Annotated in this window: 15 protein-coding genes; 9 read left to right on the top strand and 6 right to left on the bottom strand. The window is 72.4% G+C overall.

Translation table 11 applies throughout. The annotated features are described in order from the left end of the window. Window positions 1-42 precede the first annotated feature (42 nt). Window positions 43-801, bottom strand: a complete 759-nt coding sequence (locus tag OG403_RS08590; protein WP_329562824.1) for an AIM24 family protein — start codon at window positions 799-801, stop codon at window positions 43-45. A 141-nt stretch (window positions 802-942) separates the two neighbouring features. Between OG403_RS08590 and OG403_RS08585 the strand changes: the two genes are divergently transcribed. Then, window positions 943-1953 (top strand): hypothetical protein, encoded by a 1011-nt coding sequence (locus OG403_RS08585; RefSeq protein ID WP_329562822.1) that lies wholly within the window; start codon window positions 943-945, stop codon window positions 1951-1953. Between the two features lie 279 nt (window positions 1954-2232). Continuing rightward, window positions 2233-3393: a TIGR03364 family FAD-dependent oxidoreductase gene (locus OG403_RS08580; protein WP_329562820.1), complete on the top strand. Its 1161-nt coding sequence runs from the start codon at window positions 2233-2235 to the stop codon at window positions 3391-3393. A 78-nt stretch (window positions 3394-3471) separates the two neighbouring features. On the opposite strand, the gene OG403_RS08575 is transcribed toward OG403_RS08580, so the two are convergent. From OG403_RS08575 to OG403_RS08560, 4 genes are all read right to left on the bottom strand, one after another. Continuing rightward, a complete protein-coding gene (locus OG403_RS08575; protein WP_329562818.1) occupies window positions 3472-5115 on the bottom strand; it encodes an APC family permease in 1644 nt (547 codons plus the stop codon). 235 nt (window positions 5116-5350) lie between these two features. After that, window positions 5351-6802, bottom strand: a complete 1452-nt coding sequence (locus OG403_RS08570) for an FAD-dependent oxidoreductase (protein WP_329562816.1) — start codon at window positions 6800-6802, stop codon at window positions 5351-5353. Next, window positions 6799-7665, bottom strand: coding sequence for a hypothetical protein (locus tag OG403_RS08565; RefSeq protein ID WP_329562815.1), 867 nt, complete (start codon window positions 7663-7665; stop codon window positions 6799-6801). Before OG403_RS08565 ends, OG403_RS08570 begins: the two co-directional genes overlap by 4 nt. A 65-nt stretch (window positions 7666-7730) precedes the next feature. After that, window positions 7731-8030 carry a DUF4193 domain-containing protein gene (locus OG403_RS08560; RefSeq protein ID WP_329562813.1) on the bottom strand — a complete coding sequence of 100 codons (300 nt, stop codon included), beginning with the start codon at window positions 8028-8030 and terminating at the stop codon, window positions 7731-7733. 182 nt (window positions 8031-8212) lie between these two features. On the opposite strand from OG403_RS08560, the gene OG403_RS08555 reads away from it, so the two are divergent. The 4 genes from OG403_RS08555 to OG403_RS08540 all read left to right on the top strand — a co-directional run bounded on the left by OG403_RS08555 (window position 8213) and on the right by OG403_RS08540 (window position 12665). Further along, window positions 8213-9457: an FUSC family protein gene (locus OG403_RS08555; RefSeq protein ID WP_329562812.1), complete on the top strand. Its 1245-nt coding sequence runs from the start codon at window positions 8213-8215 to the stop codon at window positions 9455-9457. A gap of 83 nt (window positions 9458-9540) precedes the next feature. After that, on the top strand, window positions 9541-9747 hold the full coding sequence (locus OG403_RS08550) for a hypothetical protein (RefSeq protein ID WP_329562811.1): 207 nt from the start codon (window positions 9541-9543) through the stop codon (window positions 9745-9747). 141 nt (window positions 9748-9888) lie between these two features. Next, complete coding sequence (locus OG403_RS08545) at window positions 9889-10665, top strand: 3-hydroxybutyrate dehydrogenase (protein ID WP_329562809.1); 777 nt, start codon at window positions 9889-9891, stop codon at window positions 10663-10665. A gap of 80 nt (window positions 10666-10745) precedes the next feature. Further along, the gene (locus OG403_RS08540; protein ID WP_329562807.1) at window positions 10746-12665 is read left to right on the top strand and encodes a helix-turn-helix domain-containing protein; all 1920 of its coding nucleotides are present in this window, start codon (window positions 10746-10748) and stop codon (window positions 12663-12665) included. Here OG403_RS08540 and OG403_RS08535 read toward each other — a convergent pair. Further along, window positions 12659-13582, bottom strand: a complete 924-nt coding sequence (locus OG403_RS08535) for an alpha/beta fold hydrolase (RefSeq protein ID WP_329562805.1) — start codon at window positions 13580-13582, stop codon at window positions 12659-12661. The genes OG403_RS08540 and OG403_RS08535 overlap by 7 nt on opposite strands. A 304-nt stretch (window positions 13583-13886) precedes the next feature. On the opposite strand from OG403_RS08535, the gene OG403_RS08530 reads away from it, so the two are divergent. From OG403_RS08530 to OG403_RS08520, 3 genes are all read left to right on the top strand, one after another. Further along, complete coding sequence (locus tag OG403_RS08530) at window positions 13887-14330, top strand: DUF6325 family protein (RefSeq protein WP_329562804.1); 444 nt, start codon at window positions 13887-13889, stop codon at window positions 14328-14330. A 30-nt stretch (window positions 14331-14360) separates the two neighbouring features. Beyond that, window positions 14361-14660, top strand: a complete 300-nt coding sequence (locus OG403_RS08525) for an SHOCT domain-containing protein (RefSeq protein ID WP_329562803.1) — start codon at window positions 14361-14363, stop codon at window positions 14658-14660. Window positions 14661-15532: 872 nt separating this feature from the next. Continuing rightward, complete coding sequence (locus tag OG403_RS08520) at window positions 15533-16180, top strand: helix-turn-helix transcriptional regulator (protein ID WP_329562801.1); 648 nt, start codon at window positions 15533-15535, stop codon at window positions 16178-16180. Window positions 16181-16197 lie beyond the last annotated feature (17 nt).

Below are 16197 nucleotides of genomic sequence, written 5' to 3'. Positions count from 1 at the left end.
GGGCGCAAGTCCCGGCCAGCACCTGTGCGTTGGCGGACCCGCTCAGCTGCGCAGCATGCCGCCGACGATCCCGCCCAGCCCCGCGCCCTCGGCCCCGGCCGCGGCGCCCTCCGCGGCCAGGTAGGGCTGCAGGGCGTGGGCCAGGCTGGAGAGCGGCATGCTCTGCAGCCAGATCTGACCGGGCCCGGTCAGCGCCACCAGGTGGTAGCCGTCGCCGCCGAAGATCTTGTTGGCGATGCCCGGCACCCGGGTGATGGTGAACTGCACCGACTCGTCGAACATCCCCACATGACCGGGGTGCACCAGCATGGTCTGCCCGGGCGCCAGGGTGTACTGGCAGAGCTCGCCGGAGAGTTCGATCCAGGCCCGGCCCTGCCCCTGCAGCCGCTGCAGCACGAAGCCCTCGCCGCCCCACAGCCCGCCGCGGAACGACTGCTGCAGCGCGATGCTCGGACTGATCCCCGGCGTCCCACAGAGCCAGCCGTGCCGGTGCACCAGCACGCTGCGGCCCGGCATGACGTCCACCGGCACGATGTGCCCCGGCACCTTGGAGGCGAAGGCCACCAGCCCCGGCGCGCCGTGCGCCTGGTACTTCGTCAGGAAGATCCCGCCGCCGCTGACCGCCCGCTTCAGCGTGTTCAGCAGCCCACCGCCGCCCGGGCCACCGGAGTTGGTGGTCTGCGACATCTGGACGTTCGCCGACATCCAGGACAGCTCGCCGTGCATCGAGACGATCGACTCACCGGCCCCCAACTGCATCTCCAGCACCGGCATCGTGCTGCCCTTGACCACGTCCTGCATCCGGGTTCCCTCCCCCGACCGCGAGCGACCCCGCGCCGCCCACCCTCGCGCACGGTATCGCCCCACCGCGACGGCGACCAGGGCGGGCGGGCGCGGCGAGGCCGATGCCAGGGCAACGGGGAGCCGGACTAACGTTGGGGCATGACGAGTGGGCAGAAAGAGTTGCAGATCGGTCAGATTGCTACCCGAGAGCAAATTCACAAGCTCTATGGGGGAAGTCCGTACAGTGGGGGCATCTGTCCGGCTGTGGACGAGAAGAACGTCCTCGTCTTCTCTGACCATGAGGTCGGCGTGAGCTTCGGGTACCACGATGGTTGGCTCGCTGAAGGGGATGAGCTGGGGAAGGTATTCGAGTACACCGGAGCGGGCCAGCGGGGGCCGATGGAGTTCGGCGGCAGGACCGGGAAGGGCAACGCCGCAGTGCTGCACCACCAGGACATGAACCGGCGGTTGCTCCTCTTCATCGCCGTGCCCAAGCCCAAGGGGCTGAAGGCCGGCGCCAAGCAGCACCGGTACGTCGGGGAGTTCTACCTCGATCCCAAGAACCCCTATGAGGTGCGGCCGGCCCTGGACGTGGAGCGTCAGGAGCGGCTGGCGATTGTCTTCCGACTGCGCCCGATGACCGATGACGTTGCACTGGTGCCGGAAGACATGGTGCCGCCAGCCAAGGAGACCAAGGCCCAGAAGATCCCGCTGGAGGTGACCGAGAGTAGGTTGGTTCCGCCGGAGCAGAGTCGGACTGCCGAGAGTCGCCGGGCGCCGACCTCCGCGATCGTTGCCAAGCGACGTGAGGCCGGGCTGTGCGCCGCATTTGAGGAGTACCTCGCGGCCCAGGAGCACGACGTGCGCCGCCTCCAGATAAGGATCAAGGGCAAGACATCGACCCTGATCACGGATCTCTACGACGCGACTGCGCATGTCCTCTATGAGGCCAAGGGGAGTAGCAGTCGGGAAGCTGTGCGGATGGCCCTTGGCCAGTTGCTCGACTACCGTCGCTTCGCGCACACGGACGAGAATCCGGAGGATCCGCGCTGCGCTGTTCTGCTTCCCGAGCTGCCTGACCAGGATTTGCAAGAGCTGCTGGCCAGTCACGACATCGCCATCGTTCACCGTGCTGGCGACGACTTCCTCGAAGTCCCGGCAACCCGCTGAGTGCAGCAGCGATCCGGGGCTCCGATCGGCGGGCGGGGCCCCGAAGGTACGAAATCTCTGAGTGCGCTCTCTGCTGCCAGCTTCCCTTCCTTGCGCGGAGCTTGAGCCCCCAGCGCCGCCTGGTCCGAGGTGCCGCCCGGGTGTTCACCGGGTGTTCATCGGCTGTCTCTCGGGGTGTTCCGGGGGCGGTCGTAGGTTTCAGCCCGAAGGAAGTTGTTCATACAACTTGACGCTTGCAGTGGATGTGCCGACCGCACCGGCGCATCGGGATGGAGAACCGTGAACGACACGCTGGGCTCGGCGGATGTGGTGGTTGTCGGCGCCGGGATCGTCGGCCTCGCCCACGCGTACGAGGCGCTGGAGCGCGGGCTGTCGGTAGCGGTGGTGGAGCGTGACGAGCGGGCCACGGGGGCCTCGGTGCGCAACTTCGGGCATGCCTGTGCCACCGCGCAGGCCGGGGTCGCGCTGGGCTATGGGCTGGAGGCCCGGTCGCGCTGGATCAAGTTGGCCGAGCGGGCCGGGTTCTGGCTGCGCCGCACCGGCACCGTGATGGTTGCCCGGGCCGAGGACGAGCTGGCCGTGCTGACCGAGTTCCAGCAGGTGCGCGGGGGCGAGGAGGTGCGGCTGCTCAGTGCCGCGCAGGTGGCCGAGCGGGTGCCGGTCGGTCCCGGTGTGGTCGGTGGTGCCTGGCTGCCCGATGACGTGCGGGTCGACCCGCGTGAGTGTGTGCCCGCGATCGCGCGCCACCTGGCCGAGCGCGGGGTCCGGTTCCACTGGGCCACCACCGCGCACACGATCGAGCCGGGGCTGGTCCGCACCAGCCGTGGTGAGCTGCGGGCCGGTGCGGTGGTGCTGGCCGCCGGCCATGACGTGGACCGGCACTTCCCCGAGCTGGCGGCCGAGTCCACCGTGCGGCGCTGCGTGCTGCGGATGCTGCGGGTGGACAACCCGCACCAGGTGGACATCGAGCCCGCTGTGCAGACCGGCTTCTCGCTGCTGCGCTACGACGGCTTCGCCGCCTGCCCGAGCCTGGCGGCGGTGCGCGAGCGGCTCACCCGCGAGCACCCGGAGCTGATCCGGATCGGCCTCAACCTGATGTTCACCCAGCGCCCCGACGGCACCCTGACCATCGGCGACACCCACACCTACGACGTCACCCCGGCGCCCTTCGACCCCGAGGAGCTGGACGCCGCCGTGCTGCGCGAGACCGCCCAGCTGCTCGGTGTGGGGCAGCTGACGGTCCGTGAGCGCTGGCGGGGCGTGTACGCCTCCGGCGTGCGCCCCTACCTGGTCGCCGCCCCCGCCGAGGGCGTGCGGGTGGTCTCGGTGACCTCGGGCATCGGGATGACCACCGCGCTCGGCCTGGCCCCGGCCGTGCTGGACGGCCTGCTCGGTGGCACGCCACAGCGGCCGGCCGAGCTGGCGGCCCTCTGCGGCTGACGGATGGTCGGGTAGCACAACGGGCGAGGCCTGCCGCGGCTGCGGCAGGCCTCGCCCGTTGTCGTGGGTCCCGCGGCCTCAGACGCCGGCCGGCTGCGCGGGCTCGGGCTGCTCGGCGGCGGCCTGCGCCAGCTCCTCGCGGACCTGCGCCAGCGACGGGTTGGCCCAGGCGCTGCGGACGCCCCAGTAGTAGAAGACCAGCGCGAGCACGGCGACCAGCGCCAGGTCCGCGCCCTCGGGGATGTAGCCCTGCCCGCCGTACTCGGTGCTGCCGGCCCAGGAGACGGCGGCCATCACCAGCAGGTAGGCGATCATCCAGGTGCCCGCCTTCAGGTGCGGCTTCAGCTCGGCCCACGGCTTGCGCAGCTCGTACCAGGCCCAGATCGGCAGGCCGGCGGCCATCAGCACGATCACCTTGCCGGTCAGCGGCCAGCGGGCCCAGTAGAGGACCAGCGAGCCGAAGACCATCGCGACCGGGGCGATCACCGGCATCGCGCGCAGCCGCACCGGGCGCGCCAGGTCGGGGGCCAGCCGGCGCAGCGCCATCACGGTGACCGGGCCGGTGACGTAGGAGATCACGGTGGCGACCGAGACGATCGAGGCCAGCGAGCCCCAGCCGCGGAAGACGGCCAGGAAGAGGAAGGCGATGAACAGGTTGAGCAGCAGCGCCGGGCGCGGCACGCCGGTCTTGCGGTCGACCCGGCCGAAGATCGACGGCAGCTGGCCGTTCTCCTGGACGCCGTGGATCATCCGCGAGGTGGTGGCCGCGTAGATCATGCCGGTGCCGCTGGGGGAGATGAAGGCGTCCGAGTAGAGCAGCAGCGCCAGCCAGTTCAGGCCCCAGGCGAGCGAGAGGTCGGCCAGCGGGGACTTGTAGCCGATGCCCGACCAGCCGTGCGCCAGACCGTCGTGCGGCAGCGCGCCGATGAAGGCGACCTGCAGCGCGATGTAGATCACCAGCGCGATCAGGATCGAGCTGATCACGGCCTTGGGCAGCGACTTGCCCGGGTTGCGGGCCTCGCCGGCCAGGTTGAGCGGGGACTGGAAGCCGTTGTAGGCCCAGACGATGCCGGAGGTCGCGACCGCCGTGAAGACCGAGTTCCAGCCGTGCGGGGCGAAGCCGCCGTGCGCGGTCAGGTTGTGGCTGTCGAAGTGCGCCAGCAGCAGGCTGCCCGCGGTGAGCACCGGGACGACCACCTTGAACACGGTGATCGCGGTGTTCGTCTTGGCGAAGAGCGTGATGGCGAACCAGTTGAGCGCGAAGTACCCGACCAGCAGCACGCTGGCCAGCGCCACCCCGCTGGTGGTGAGCTTCTCGCCGTCGAAGAGCTGGTGCGCCCAGCCGAAGTGCCAGGAACTCATGTACTGCACGGAGGCGGTCGCCTCACCCGGGATCACCGAGACGATGGCGATCCAGTTGGCCCAGGCGGCCAGGTAGCCGGCCAGCGAGCCGTGCGAGTACTGCCCGTACCGGACCATGCCGCCGGCCTTGGGGAACATCGAGCCGAGCTCGCTGTAGGTCAGGGCGATCACCAGCGCCACCGCCGCACCGATCACCCAGGCCAGGATCGCGGCGGGCCCGGCCAGCTTGGCGGCCCGCTCGGCGCCGAACAGCCAGCCGGAGCCGATGATCGAGCCGAGGCCGACGGCCGTCAGGCTGATCGTGCCGAGCGTGCGGCGGTAGTTGTGGTGGGACGCCGTTGTCGACTCGGGCGCGCTCAACGTGTCAGTCCTTCCGTTTCGTCTCGAGCCGGGAAACGCCGACGCCGGGTCGGCGCGGTCCAGGCCGGGCAATCCGGGCAGACTAAGCGACAAAATCGGACACAAACCTCAAAAGAACCTCAGATTGTCCGATCGTTGTCATTCCGTATCCGGTGATCAGGGCATGGGCGTGTTAAGCGGCTGACGGGCGTGGCATTGCTCACCTTTGGGCATGGCATTGCGCACCCTTCACCGGTCAGGCGCGCTCCTGCGGTCCCGTCGTGCGCCCCTGCGGTCCCGCCGCGCGGTTCAGTTCCGCCCAGCCGGAGAGCTTCACCCGGGCGGCGCGGCCCAGCTCGGTGGCCAGCTCCCGCTCGCGGCGGTCGATGCCCAGCCAGGCGTCGTAGCTCACCGGCCGCACGCCGCGGGCGGCCAGCAGCTCGGTCAGCCGTGGTCGCCGGGCCGTCGGGTCGGCGGCCGACGGGGCAGTGGCCGGCTGGTCGGCGGTGGACGTCGGAGCGGTGACCGGGTGGTCGGCGAGCAGGGCGCGGACGGTCTGGGCCGCGTCGGACTTGTTGGTGCCGATCACCCCGGTGGGTCCGCGCTTCAGCCAGCCGGCGACGTACTCGCCCGGCAGCGGGGTGCCGTCGGGCCCCAGCACCCGTCCCTCGGCGTTGGGCACGACCGATCGCCGCTCGTCGAACGGCACCCCGGGCAGCGGTACGGAGCGGTAGCCGACCGAGCGCAGCACCAGCTGCACCGGAAGGGTCGCGCACCCGCCGGTGCCGACCAGGCGTCCTCGCGGGTCGAGGGCCGTCCGCTCGACCCGCAGCGCGGTGACCCGGTCGGGGCCGGTGAGCTCCACCGGGCGCCGCCAGAAGCCGAGCGACACGCGTCTGCCGCGGCCCTGCGGCGGGCGGTGCGCCCAGTCGGTGAGGACCGCCAGGTTGTCGCGGATCCGCCGGTCGGCGCGGGCCGCCTCGCTGCTCGCGCCGGTCGGGTCGAAGGCGTCGAGGTCGAGGTCGCCCGGGTCCACCAGGACGTCGCAGCCCGGCAGCTCACCGAGCGCGCGCAGCTCCCGGGGGGTGAACTTCGCCTGGGCGGGTCCGCGTCGGCTGATCAGGTGGATGGACTCGACCCGGCTGGCCGTCAGCGCGGCGAGCACCGGCTCCGGGACGTCGGTGGCCGGGAAGTCGGCCGCCGGCCGGGCGAGGATCCGGGCCACGTCGAGCGCGACGTTGCCGGCGCCGATCACCGCGACCGACACGGCGTCCAGGTCGAAGCTCGCCGGAGCCACATCCGGGTGCCCGCAGTACCAGCGGACGAACTCGGCGGCCGCCGCGCTGCCCGGCAGCTCCTCGCCGGGCACCCGCAGCCGTCGGTCGCGGGTCGCGCCGGTCGCGTAGACCACGGCGTCGTAGCACTCCAGCAGCGTCTCGCGGCTCACGTCGACGCCGAAGCAGAGCCCGCCGAGGAACCGCACCCGGGGGTGTTCGAGCACCCGGCGCAGGTAGTCGGCGATCGACCTGATCGACGGGTGGTCGGGCGCCACGCCGTAGCGCACCAGGCCGTACGGGGTGGGCAGCCGCTCCAGCACGTCCACCTCGACCTCGTCGGCCCCGTCCGCCGCCGTCTGCTTCAGCACCGCCTCGGCGGTGTAGAGACCCGCCGGTCCGGCTCCGACCACGGCGATCCGCAGCGGACTCATCGCGGCCGCGGGGCCCAGTGTCCGGGCCCGCCGGGGTAGCCGCGCCGCAGGTCGGCCCGGACCCGGGCGGCGAGCCGGCGGGTGTCGTGCCGGTTGAGCCGGGCACCGGCCACCGCGCCGAGCAGGAACGGGGTGAGCGTCGGCAGCTTCCGCAGCGAGCTGCGGGTGAGCCGCTTGGCCACCTGGCGGCGGACCCGGGAGCCGGCGCTGAGCGCGAGCAGGCCGCCCGGGGTGGTCAGACTCACCCGGTCGATGCCGCGCCGGTTGGCCCAGGAGGCCAGATAGGCGGTGGCGCGCTGCGAGCCGGTGCCCGCCGGGCGCTGCCCGTAGACCTCGTGCAGTTCGGCGATCAGCTTGATCTCCACCGCGGCGATCGCGAGCGTCTCGGCGGCGAGCTCCACGGTCATGGCCGGCGGTACGGGCGCCATGGCGGCCGCGCCCACCCCCGCGCCGACGGCGCTGGAGGCCCGGCTCGCCCCGGCCACCAGCCGGTCGGCCAGCTCCTCGGGGCCGCTCACGTGCGGATGCTGCGCGCGCAGGGTGGCGAGGTCCCGCACCGGGATGCGCGGTGCGAGGGCCAGCAGGCGATCGGTGAGCCCGCGGATACCGACCCCGACGCCGCGGCCCGCTTCGCGCCGGCCCGGCTCACCGTGGCCGGTGCCGTTGCCGTGCGCCAGGTCGCGGATCAGCGCCGTCATCCGCCGGCGCCCGCGCGCCTGCCGGGCGGCGTCCTGCTCGGGCGGGCCGAGGTCCCAGTGCTCCATTCCGGCGGTGAGCGAGCTGAGATCGTCGGCGGTCTCCTGGTCGTCCCCGTTGGCGGGGGCCCGACCGCCGCCGGCACGGCGTCCACGAATGAGTGCCATAAGGACCCCGTACCCGCTGCCGCCCACTGAACACGCCGGTGTCCAGCAGGCGGCAGCGCGTGGGATCAGGAGGCGCAGTCCACGCAGATCGGCTGGCCCTTCTTGTCCTCACCGGCGAGCTGGGTGCGGTGGTGGACCAGGAAGCAGGTCATGCAGGTGAACTCGTCCTGCTGGATCGGCACCACCCGGACGGTGAGCTCTTCGCCGGACAGGTCGGCGCCGGGCAGCTCGATGCCCTCGACGGCCTCGCTGTCGATGTCGATCGTGGCGCCGGCCTTGTCGTCGCGGCGGCCCTTCAGTTCCTCGATGCTGTCGTCGTTCGTGTCGTCGTTGGTGTTGCGCGGAGCGTCGTAGTCGGTGGCCAAGGCAGTTACCTTCTCGTCGGAGGGCGGATCGCAGTCAGCTTGCCCGGTTGGCCCCATGTCCGCCCCCGGAACACGGGTACCCGGCGTCGTGGATCTGCCACCGGGATGGCGTTTCAGGTGCAAGTGTGGCTGATTCGACCCCCCTGGTGTCGACTCGCCCCCGAAGCGGGAAGAAGGAGGGGATGCCAGGAGTGGGTTTGACCGAGCCAGTGGTGGGGGTTGTCCGGCGCGGATGGCGCGATCCGGCGGTCGTGCAGAGCGTGCGGGCGACCGTCGCGGCGACCCTCGCCTACGTCGTCGCGCTGCGGGTGAGCAACGAGCCGGCGCCGCTGACCGCGCCGCTCACGGCGCTGCTGGTCGTCCAGGTCACCCTGTACTCCACCCTCACCACCGGCATCCGCCGGGTGAACTCGGTCGTCGTCGGGGTGGTGATCGCCATCGGCTTCAGCTCGGTGATGGGACTGAGCTGGTGGAGCCTGGGGCTGATCATCCTGGCCTCGCTGACCATCGGGCGATTCGTGCGGGTCGACGAGTTCGTCAACGAGGTCGCGATCAGCGCGATGCTGGTGCTCGGGGTGACCCGGTTGGCGTCCCAGGCCTGGGACCGGGTGCTGGAGACCCTGGTGGGCGCGGTGGTGGGGCTGCTCTTCAACCTGGTGTTCGCCCCGCCGGTCTGGGTGGACACGGCCGGCGAGTCCATCGAGGACCTGGCCCGCCGGGCCCGCCACCTGCTGCTGCGGATCGGTGAGGAGCTGGGCGTGCCGGCCCGGGTGGAGCGCGCGGCCGAGCGGCTGCACGAGGCCCGCCGCCTCGACCAGGCGATCGCGGACGTCGACGCCGCGCTTCGCCAGGCCGAGGACAGCCTGCGGCTGAACCCGCGGATCAGCGAAGGGCTGCTCTCCCGGCTGGTGCTGCGCACCGGGCTGGACACCCTGGAGATCTGCGTGGTCGTGGTGCGGGTGCTGGCCCGCTCGCTGACCGACCTGGCCAAGCGGCGGGCGGCGGACGAACCGCTCTTCCCGCCGGACGTGGCACTGGAGCTGGAGGAGCTGCTGAGTCACGTCGGGGCCGCGCTGGTGAGCTTCGCCGTCCTGGTGAGCACCCAGGTCAGCAGCAACGCCGAGGAGGCCGAGAGCCGGCTCACCTCGGAACTCGCCGCCGCCTGGGCCAGCCGGGACAACGTCGCCCAGCTGCTGCTGCGCCGGGTCCAGGAGCACCCCCAGGCGTGGCAGCTGCACGGCTCCCTGCTGGCCGAGATCGACCGGATCCTGGACGAGCTGGACCTGGACCACCGCTCCCGCCGCCTGATGGAGGAGCTGGACCGGGCCTCCGCGGCCGACCGCGACCGCTTCTCCCGTTTCGGCCGGCTGCGCAGCCTGCTCCGGGGCGAGAGCATCAGCCGTCGCCGCCGGCGGCAGGCCGCCTGACCGGGGCTCGGCGCGGCTCGGGCCGCCGGAGCCGGGCTGAGCCCAGCCGTGGCACCGATGTGGCGAGTCGTTAGGGTGGGGCCGTGGCCACGCGTTCCGAGGAAGTTCACCCCGCCGACCCCCGGCCGGCCGGGCCGACGGCCGACAGTGGCCCGGCGCGCCGGCCACGGGCCTCCGCCAAGGGCGAGCAGACCCGGGCCCGGCTGATCGAGGCGGCGCGCAGCCTGCTGGCGGGCGCCGGGCAGGGCGGCGGCATCCACTGCGTCACCCAGCCGCAGCCGGCTCCGTAGCCACCGGGCGGGCTCCTCGGGTGCGAGCCGGCCGGCACCCGAGGAGCCCGTGCGCATGGCAGGTTGACCCATGACCAGGCCGGCCACTGTGGTGGTCACCCACATAGGAGAGGCCCGCCCCGCTGCCTACCGTGGCCGGTCATGGAGAGCATCCAGCAGGCCACGGTTCCCGAGCCCTTCCTGACCGGCCGCACCGCGCTGGTCACCGGGGCGGCCGGCGGGATCGGCCGGGCCTGCGCGCTGGCCTTCGCGGCGGCGGGCGCCCAGGTGTACGTGGTGGACCGCGCGGCGCGGGCGGCCGAGGCGGTGGCCGAGCAGATCGGCGGCATCGCGCTGGTGGTCGACCTGGCCGACCCGGACGCGGTGGACGGGCTGCCGGACGACGCCGACATCGTGGTGAACAACGCGGGCCTGCAGCACGTCGCCCCCGTCCACGAGTTCCCGCCGGAGCGCTTCCAGCTGATCCAGCGGGTGATGGTCGAGGCGCCGTTCCGGATCATCCGCCGCACGCTGCCCCACATGTACCGGCAGGAGTGGGGACGGATCGTCAACATCTCCTCGGTGCACGGCCTGCGGGCCAGCCCGTTCAAGGTCGCGTACGTCGCCGCGAAGCACGCCCTGGAGGGGCTCAGCAAGGTGGTCGCGCTGGAGGGCGCGCCGCACGGCGTGACCAGCAACTGCGTCAACCCGGGCTACGTCCGAACGCCCCTGGTGGAGGACCAGATCGCCGCCCAGGCGCTGGCCCACGGCATCGCGGCGCAGGACGTCATCGAGCGGGTGATGCTGGAGCGCTCGGCGATCAAGCGGCTGATCGAGCCCGAGGAGGTCGCCCAGGCCGCGCTCTGGCTCTGCTCCGCGCACACCGGCTACCTCACCGGCGCTTCCCTGCCGCTGGACGGCGGTTGGACCGCCCACTGACCGCCCACTGACGGTGCCGGTTGCCGGCTGACAGCCACCCCTGCCGTCCCCGGACCCCCTGTGAAACGATTGCGGCCACCATGTCCGACCACCGCGTCACCTCAGCCCTGCGCCGCCTGCTGGAGCTGCTCGCCGACGGAGCCGGCGCCGAGGAGATCGGCCAGGCGGTGGCCGAGGCCCGGGCCGGCGGTGCGCCGGCCCACGAGCTGGCCGAGATCGACGAGGCCGGCTGGCTCGCCCTACGGGTGCAGCGCACGCTGCGCCAGCACCGCCGCCGGGAGGCCGAACTCACCGCGCTCTTCGACACCGCGAGCGACCTCGCCGCGCTGCGCGACCTCGACGCCGTGCTGCGCTCCATCGTCCGCCGCGCCAGGCTGCTGCTCGGCACCGACACCGCCTACCTGACGCTGCCCGATGAGCGGGCCGGCGACACCTACATGCGGGTGACCGACGGCTCCGTCGCCCCGCTCTTCCAGGCCCTGCGGGTGCCGCTGGGCAAGGGACTCGGCGGTCTGGTCGCGCAGACGGCCCGCCCCTACGCCACCCCCGACTACCGCACCGACGAGCGGTTCCGGCACACCACGGCGATCGACACCGGGGTCGGGGACGAGGGCCTGGTCGCCATCCTGGGTGTGCCGCTGCTGCTCGGCTCCAGCAGTCAGGACGGCGGCAAGGTCATCGGCGTGCTGTTCGCCGCCGACCGCACGGCGCGCACCTTCTCACCGGACGAGGTGGCGCTGCTCTGCTCGCTGGCCGCGCACGCCGCCATCGCCATCGACACCGCCCACGCGCTGGCCGACACCCGGGCCGCGCTGGCCGAGCTGGCCGAGGCCAACGGCGTCATCCGCGAGCACGCCGCCGCCGTGCAGCGGGCCGAGGAGGCCCACGACCGGCTCACCGACCTGGTGCTGCGCGGCGGTGCGACGGCCGATGTGGCGGCGGCCGTCGCCGAGCTGCTGGGCGCCCCCATCGCCGTGCACGATCCCAGCGGCCACCGGATCGCCCACGCGGGCCACGGCCCGCAGCCGGCTCCGGCGGCGGTCACCGCCGCCGCGGCCGACTCCCGGGCGACCGGCCGCGCCACGCCGCTGGGCCCGCACTGGGTCTGCGCGGCGCTGGCCGGGCCCGAACTGCTGGGCAGTCTGGTACTGCTCGACCACCCCCGGCTGGAGGACCCCGACCGACGCCTCTTCGAGCGGGCCGGGGTGGTCACCGCGCTGCTGCTGCTCCTGCGCCGGACCGTCGCGGAGACCGAGAACCGGATCCGCGGTGAGCTGCTCACCGAGCTGCTCACCGCGCCCGACCGGGATCCCGCCGGGCTGGTCGACCGGGGTCGGCGGCTCGGCACCGACCTGGACCGCCCGCAGCTGCTGCTGGTCGCCCAGTGCCGGGGCGAGACCCGCGCCAAGCTGTCCGCCGCCGGTCTGCAGCACCTCTTCGGTCGCGGCGGGATCAGCGCCGAGCACGGTGACACCGAGGTCCTGCTGCTGCCGTACGGCACCACCGGGCCCGCCGAGGCCGCCCGGACCGCCGCCGCCCAGCTGGCCCAGCTCACCGGCGCCCCCGTCACGGTCGCCGCCGCCGGACCCGCCGCCGGCCCGGCCGCGCTGGCCGCCGCGCACGCGCAGGCCGTGCGCTGCCTGCGCGCCATGCACGTGCTGGGCCGCACCGGCGAGGGCTCGGCCGCCTCCGAACTCGGCTTCCTCGGCGTGCTGCTCGGTGACGGGCATGAGGTCGGCGGCTTCGTGCGGGGGGTGCTCGGTCCGCTGCTGGACTACGACGCCCGGCGTGGCACCGACCTGGTCGGCACCCTGCGCGCCTACTTCGCCTGCGGGGCCAACCTGACCAGGGCGAAGGAGGAGCTGCACATCCATGTCAACACCGTGGTCCAGCGGTTGGACCGGATCGAGTCCATCCTCGGACCCGACTGGAGCTCCCCCGACCGCGCGCTCGAACTGCAACTCGCCCTGCGGTTACAGCTCCTGACGTCAGATCAGTAGGCGGCGGCCGTGATCCGCCGGGCGACCACGGCGGCGCCCGGGTCGGCGATCAGGATGGTGTAGTGGTTGGTCCCGGCCACCCGCAGCGGCACCACCCCGGTGCTGTCCAGGTCGGCCGCGGTCAGCCGCCGCCGGTCGTAGAGGCCCTGCGGCTCGTCCAGCAACCCCCGGTCGGCCCAGAGCAGTTCGGCCGGGCAGGCGAGCTCGCGGATGGCGTCGAGGATCGGCGCCGCGAAGAGTTGGCGGGCATCCGCGCGGACCGCCTCCAGCCGGCAGGAGGAGCGCAACTCGGGCTCCTCGCCCACCAGGTCGCGCTGGATGTACGCGTCGACCCACGGGCTCCAGGCGGCGCCGAAGGCCGGATGCGCCTGCCAGAACGAGCGGTAGGCCGCGCGGTCGGCGAAGGTCATCGAGAGCCGGTGCATGGCCGGTCCGAGTACGGCGGCGATCAACTCGTCGCCGTCCAGCCCCGCCGGGGCGGGAATGCCCAGACCGCCGTCCACCAGCACCAGCGAGGCCACCCGGTCCGGGTGGCGGGCGGCGGTCAGCACGGACACGAAGGCGCCCATCGAGTGCCCGGCGACCACCGCCCGCTCCAGGCCGAGGGCGTCGAGCAGTGCGACCACGTCGTCCGCGTGCGCGTCGAGGCCCCACGGTCCGGCCACCGTGCCGCTGCCGGCCCGGCCGCGCAGGTCGGGTGCGACCAGGGTGACCTGCCCGGCCAGGTGGTGGGCGACCCGGGCCCAGCTCAGCGCGTTGGCGGTGATGCCGTGCAGGGCCAGCACCACCGGCGCGTCGGCCCGCCGGGCCGGCCAGCGCAACACGGCGAGCCCACCGCCGGTCACCGGTATCCGGAACTCCTCGGGGGAGGCCGGATCCAGGTCGGATTGACGCTCCGTCAGCTCGTGCTGGTCCATGGTTCGGGATCCTCCTCGGAAGCGTCCGCTGTACGGACGACGGATGGCGGACGGGAGTTGTTCCGAAACCTAGGAGCCGTACGGCGGGGCCGGTATGTGGGCAGGGACCGCCGCTGACCGGCGGCGGGTGTGGCGAACCGACATGGACAGTCCTCGCGGGCCCGGAGCGGCGAGGCGGTGGACCGGGCCGCGCGGGCGGTGGCGGGCATCGGCGGCGCAACGGTGGTAAACCGGAAGCAAGGGCGTTGGCGAGCAGATGGGGGCTGCTGGTGGTACTTCGCTCTTTGTGAGGAGAGGAGCGACCGTGAGCAACGATGATGACGAGTTGGGCCCCATCGACTACCTCATCGTGGAGTTTCCCGGCAGCCGGATGACCGGTGAGGGGCTGCCGCTGCTGGTCGACCTGGTCGACCGGGGGATCATCCGGATCCTGGACCTCACCTTCGTGAGGAAGGAACTGGACGGGTCCGTCATCGCCGTGGAACTCGCCGACCTGACCGGGGACGGCGCGCTCGACCTGGCCGTCTTCGAGGGCTCGTCGTCGGGCCTGCTGGACGAGGAGGACATCGGCGAGGCCGGCCACGCGCTCGACCCCGGGAGTTCCGCGGGCATCGTCGTCTACGAGAACCTCTGGGCCGCACCCCTCTCCGCCGCCCTGCGGCGCGGCGGGGCCCGGCTGGTGGCCGGCGGGCGGATCCCCTACGAGGAGGTCCTCGCCGCGCTCGAGGCGGCCGAGGCGCGCGGCTGACGCGTCCGGCCGCGCTGGAAGGAGAAGCACATGCCACGCCTCATCCGCGGGGTCGCCCGCACCGCTGTGATCGCCGGGACGGCGACCGCCGTCTCCAACCGCGTGTCGCGTCGGCAGGCGGGCCGCTGGGCGGAGCAGGATTCCCAGCAGGCGTACGCCGAGCAGGCCCAGGCGCCCGCACCGGCCGCCGCGCCGTCCCCGGCCGCCCCGATCGCGGACACGATGGACAACAAGATCGCCCAGATCAAGCAGCTCGGTGACCTGAAGGCTCAGGGGCTGCTGAGCGAGGCCGAGTTCGAGACGCAGAAGAGTCAGATCCTCAACTCCTGAGCGCGCCGCGCCGACCGCCGCCTTGAGCCGCCTCTACTGGGGGCGGCCGGGGCGGTTGCGGCGATTGCGGCGGTTGTTGCAGCGTCGTCCGTGAGGCTATTTCGGGACATTGGCCGCCCAGCCCAGTCGGGTGGCCAACGTCTGCTTCTGCTGAGCGAGTTCGGCGACGGCATTCGGGAGATCAACTGCGCGGCGGTCGGCGAACGGCCGCCCGGTGGTCTTTCCGGCTGCTGTCGCGCCGCGTTGTCCGTCGATATCCCGTGGGGGGTCATGACCGCAGGCTTCCTCTCTGTCCGAAGTACGTCTGGAAGGGTTTCAATTCGGGTCTGTTGCACAGCTGTTAGCGCTGCCTGCGGGGTTCGGCCCGATTCCACGATGAACCGCAACGTTGACGTAACGCAAGCAGTGCTGCCCTTTGGGGCGGGGAGCGTTGCACCTTGGGACAGCGGGCGCGTGAACCGCGACGGGGCCGGGGAGTGATCACGGCGAGGTCTCGGCGCGGTCTCGGTGCATCTGGCCTGTTCGGGGGCCTGGCGCCGGCGGATGCCGCTGCTTCGGGTGGTTCGGGTCCACCCCTGGCGCGGGTCCGGGTGCTCCGTGGTCGGCCCGCCCCGGGCACCGGTGAACGCCCGGGGCGCTGGAAGCCGTGTCACCAGTGCCGGGTTCGTCGATCCCGAGGAAGCACCCCGGTGATCGTCGCGGCAGGTGCTCAGGCGAACCATTTTTCGTGACTGGGCGTCAGAGGTGATAGTGGAGTGACACACAAGGGAAGTGAGAGCGGCGCAGTGGCCGGGGCACTCGAAGACTGCGGCGGGCTCCTGGGGAATTCCCACGCCGGGAATTTGGTCCAACGCGTGGCCGGAGGACAGTTGATGACTGACAAAGTGGTGAAATCTGTCACGGTGGCAGTGCTCGCCAACGATCAGGTGACCGGTGAGGGCGCCGTCTGGTGGCTCTCCTCGTGCAAGGACGTCACCGCCAACTACTGGACCTGGCGCCATCCCGCCGATGTGCTGCTGGTGCTGGCGACCGAGGTGACCAGCGACACGCTGTCGCGGGTGGAACGGGTCCAGCACGAAACCCCGGACCGCATGCTGCCGATGGTGCTGGTCGCCCACGAGTTTCCCGAGCACCACATGCTGCGGGCCATCGACCTCGGCCTGGTGAGCTACCTCAACCGGCAGGAGAGCGGTTTCGACGACATCAAGCGCGCCGTCCAGGAGGCCGCCGCCGGGGGTCGGGAGGCCTCGGTGGGGGTGCAGCAGGCCCTGATCGCCCATATCAGATCGATCAGGGACAAGGCGCTGGTGCCGGCCGGCCTGAACATCGCGGGGCTGGCCGACCGGGAGATCGAGGTACTGCGCCTGCTGGCCGAGGGATTGAGCACCAAGCAGATCTCCGCGAAGCTCAGTTACTCCGAGCGAACGGTGAAGAGCGTGGTGCACGGCGTGGTCACCCGGCTCCACCTGCGCAACCGCACCCACGCCGTGGTCTACGCCCTGCGCAGCGGCGTGATCTGACCACGCGTCGCGGGCCC

Origin of the sequence: Kitasatospora sp. NBC_01266 (assembly GCF_036242395.1) — a bacterium.
In the GTDB taxonomy this organism is placed as follows: Bacteria; Actinomycetota; Actinomycetes; order Streptomycetales; family Streptomycetaceae; genus Kitasatospora.
This window is presented reverse-complemented; position numbering and strand designations above follow the sequence as displayed.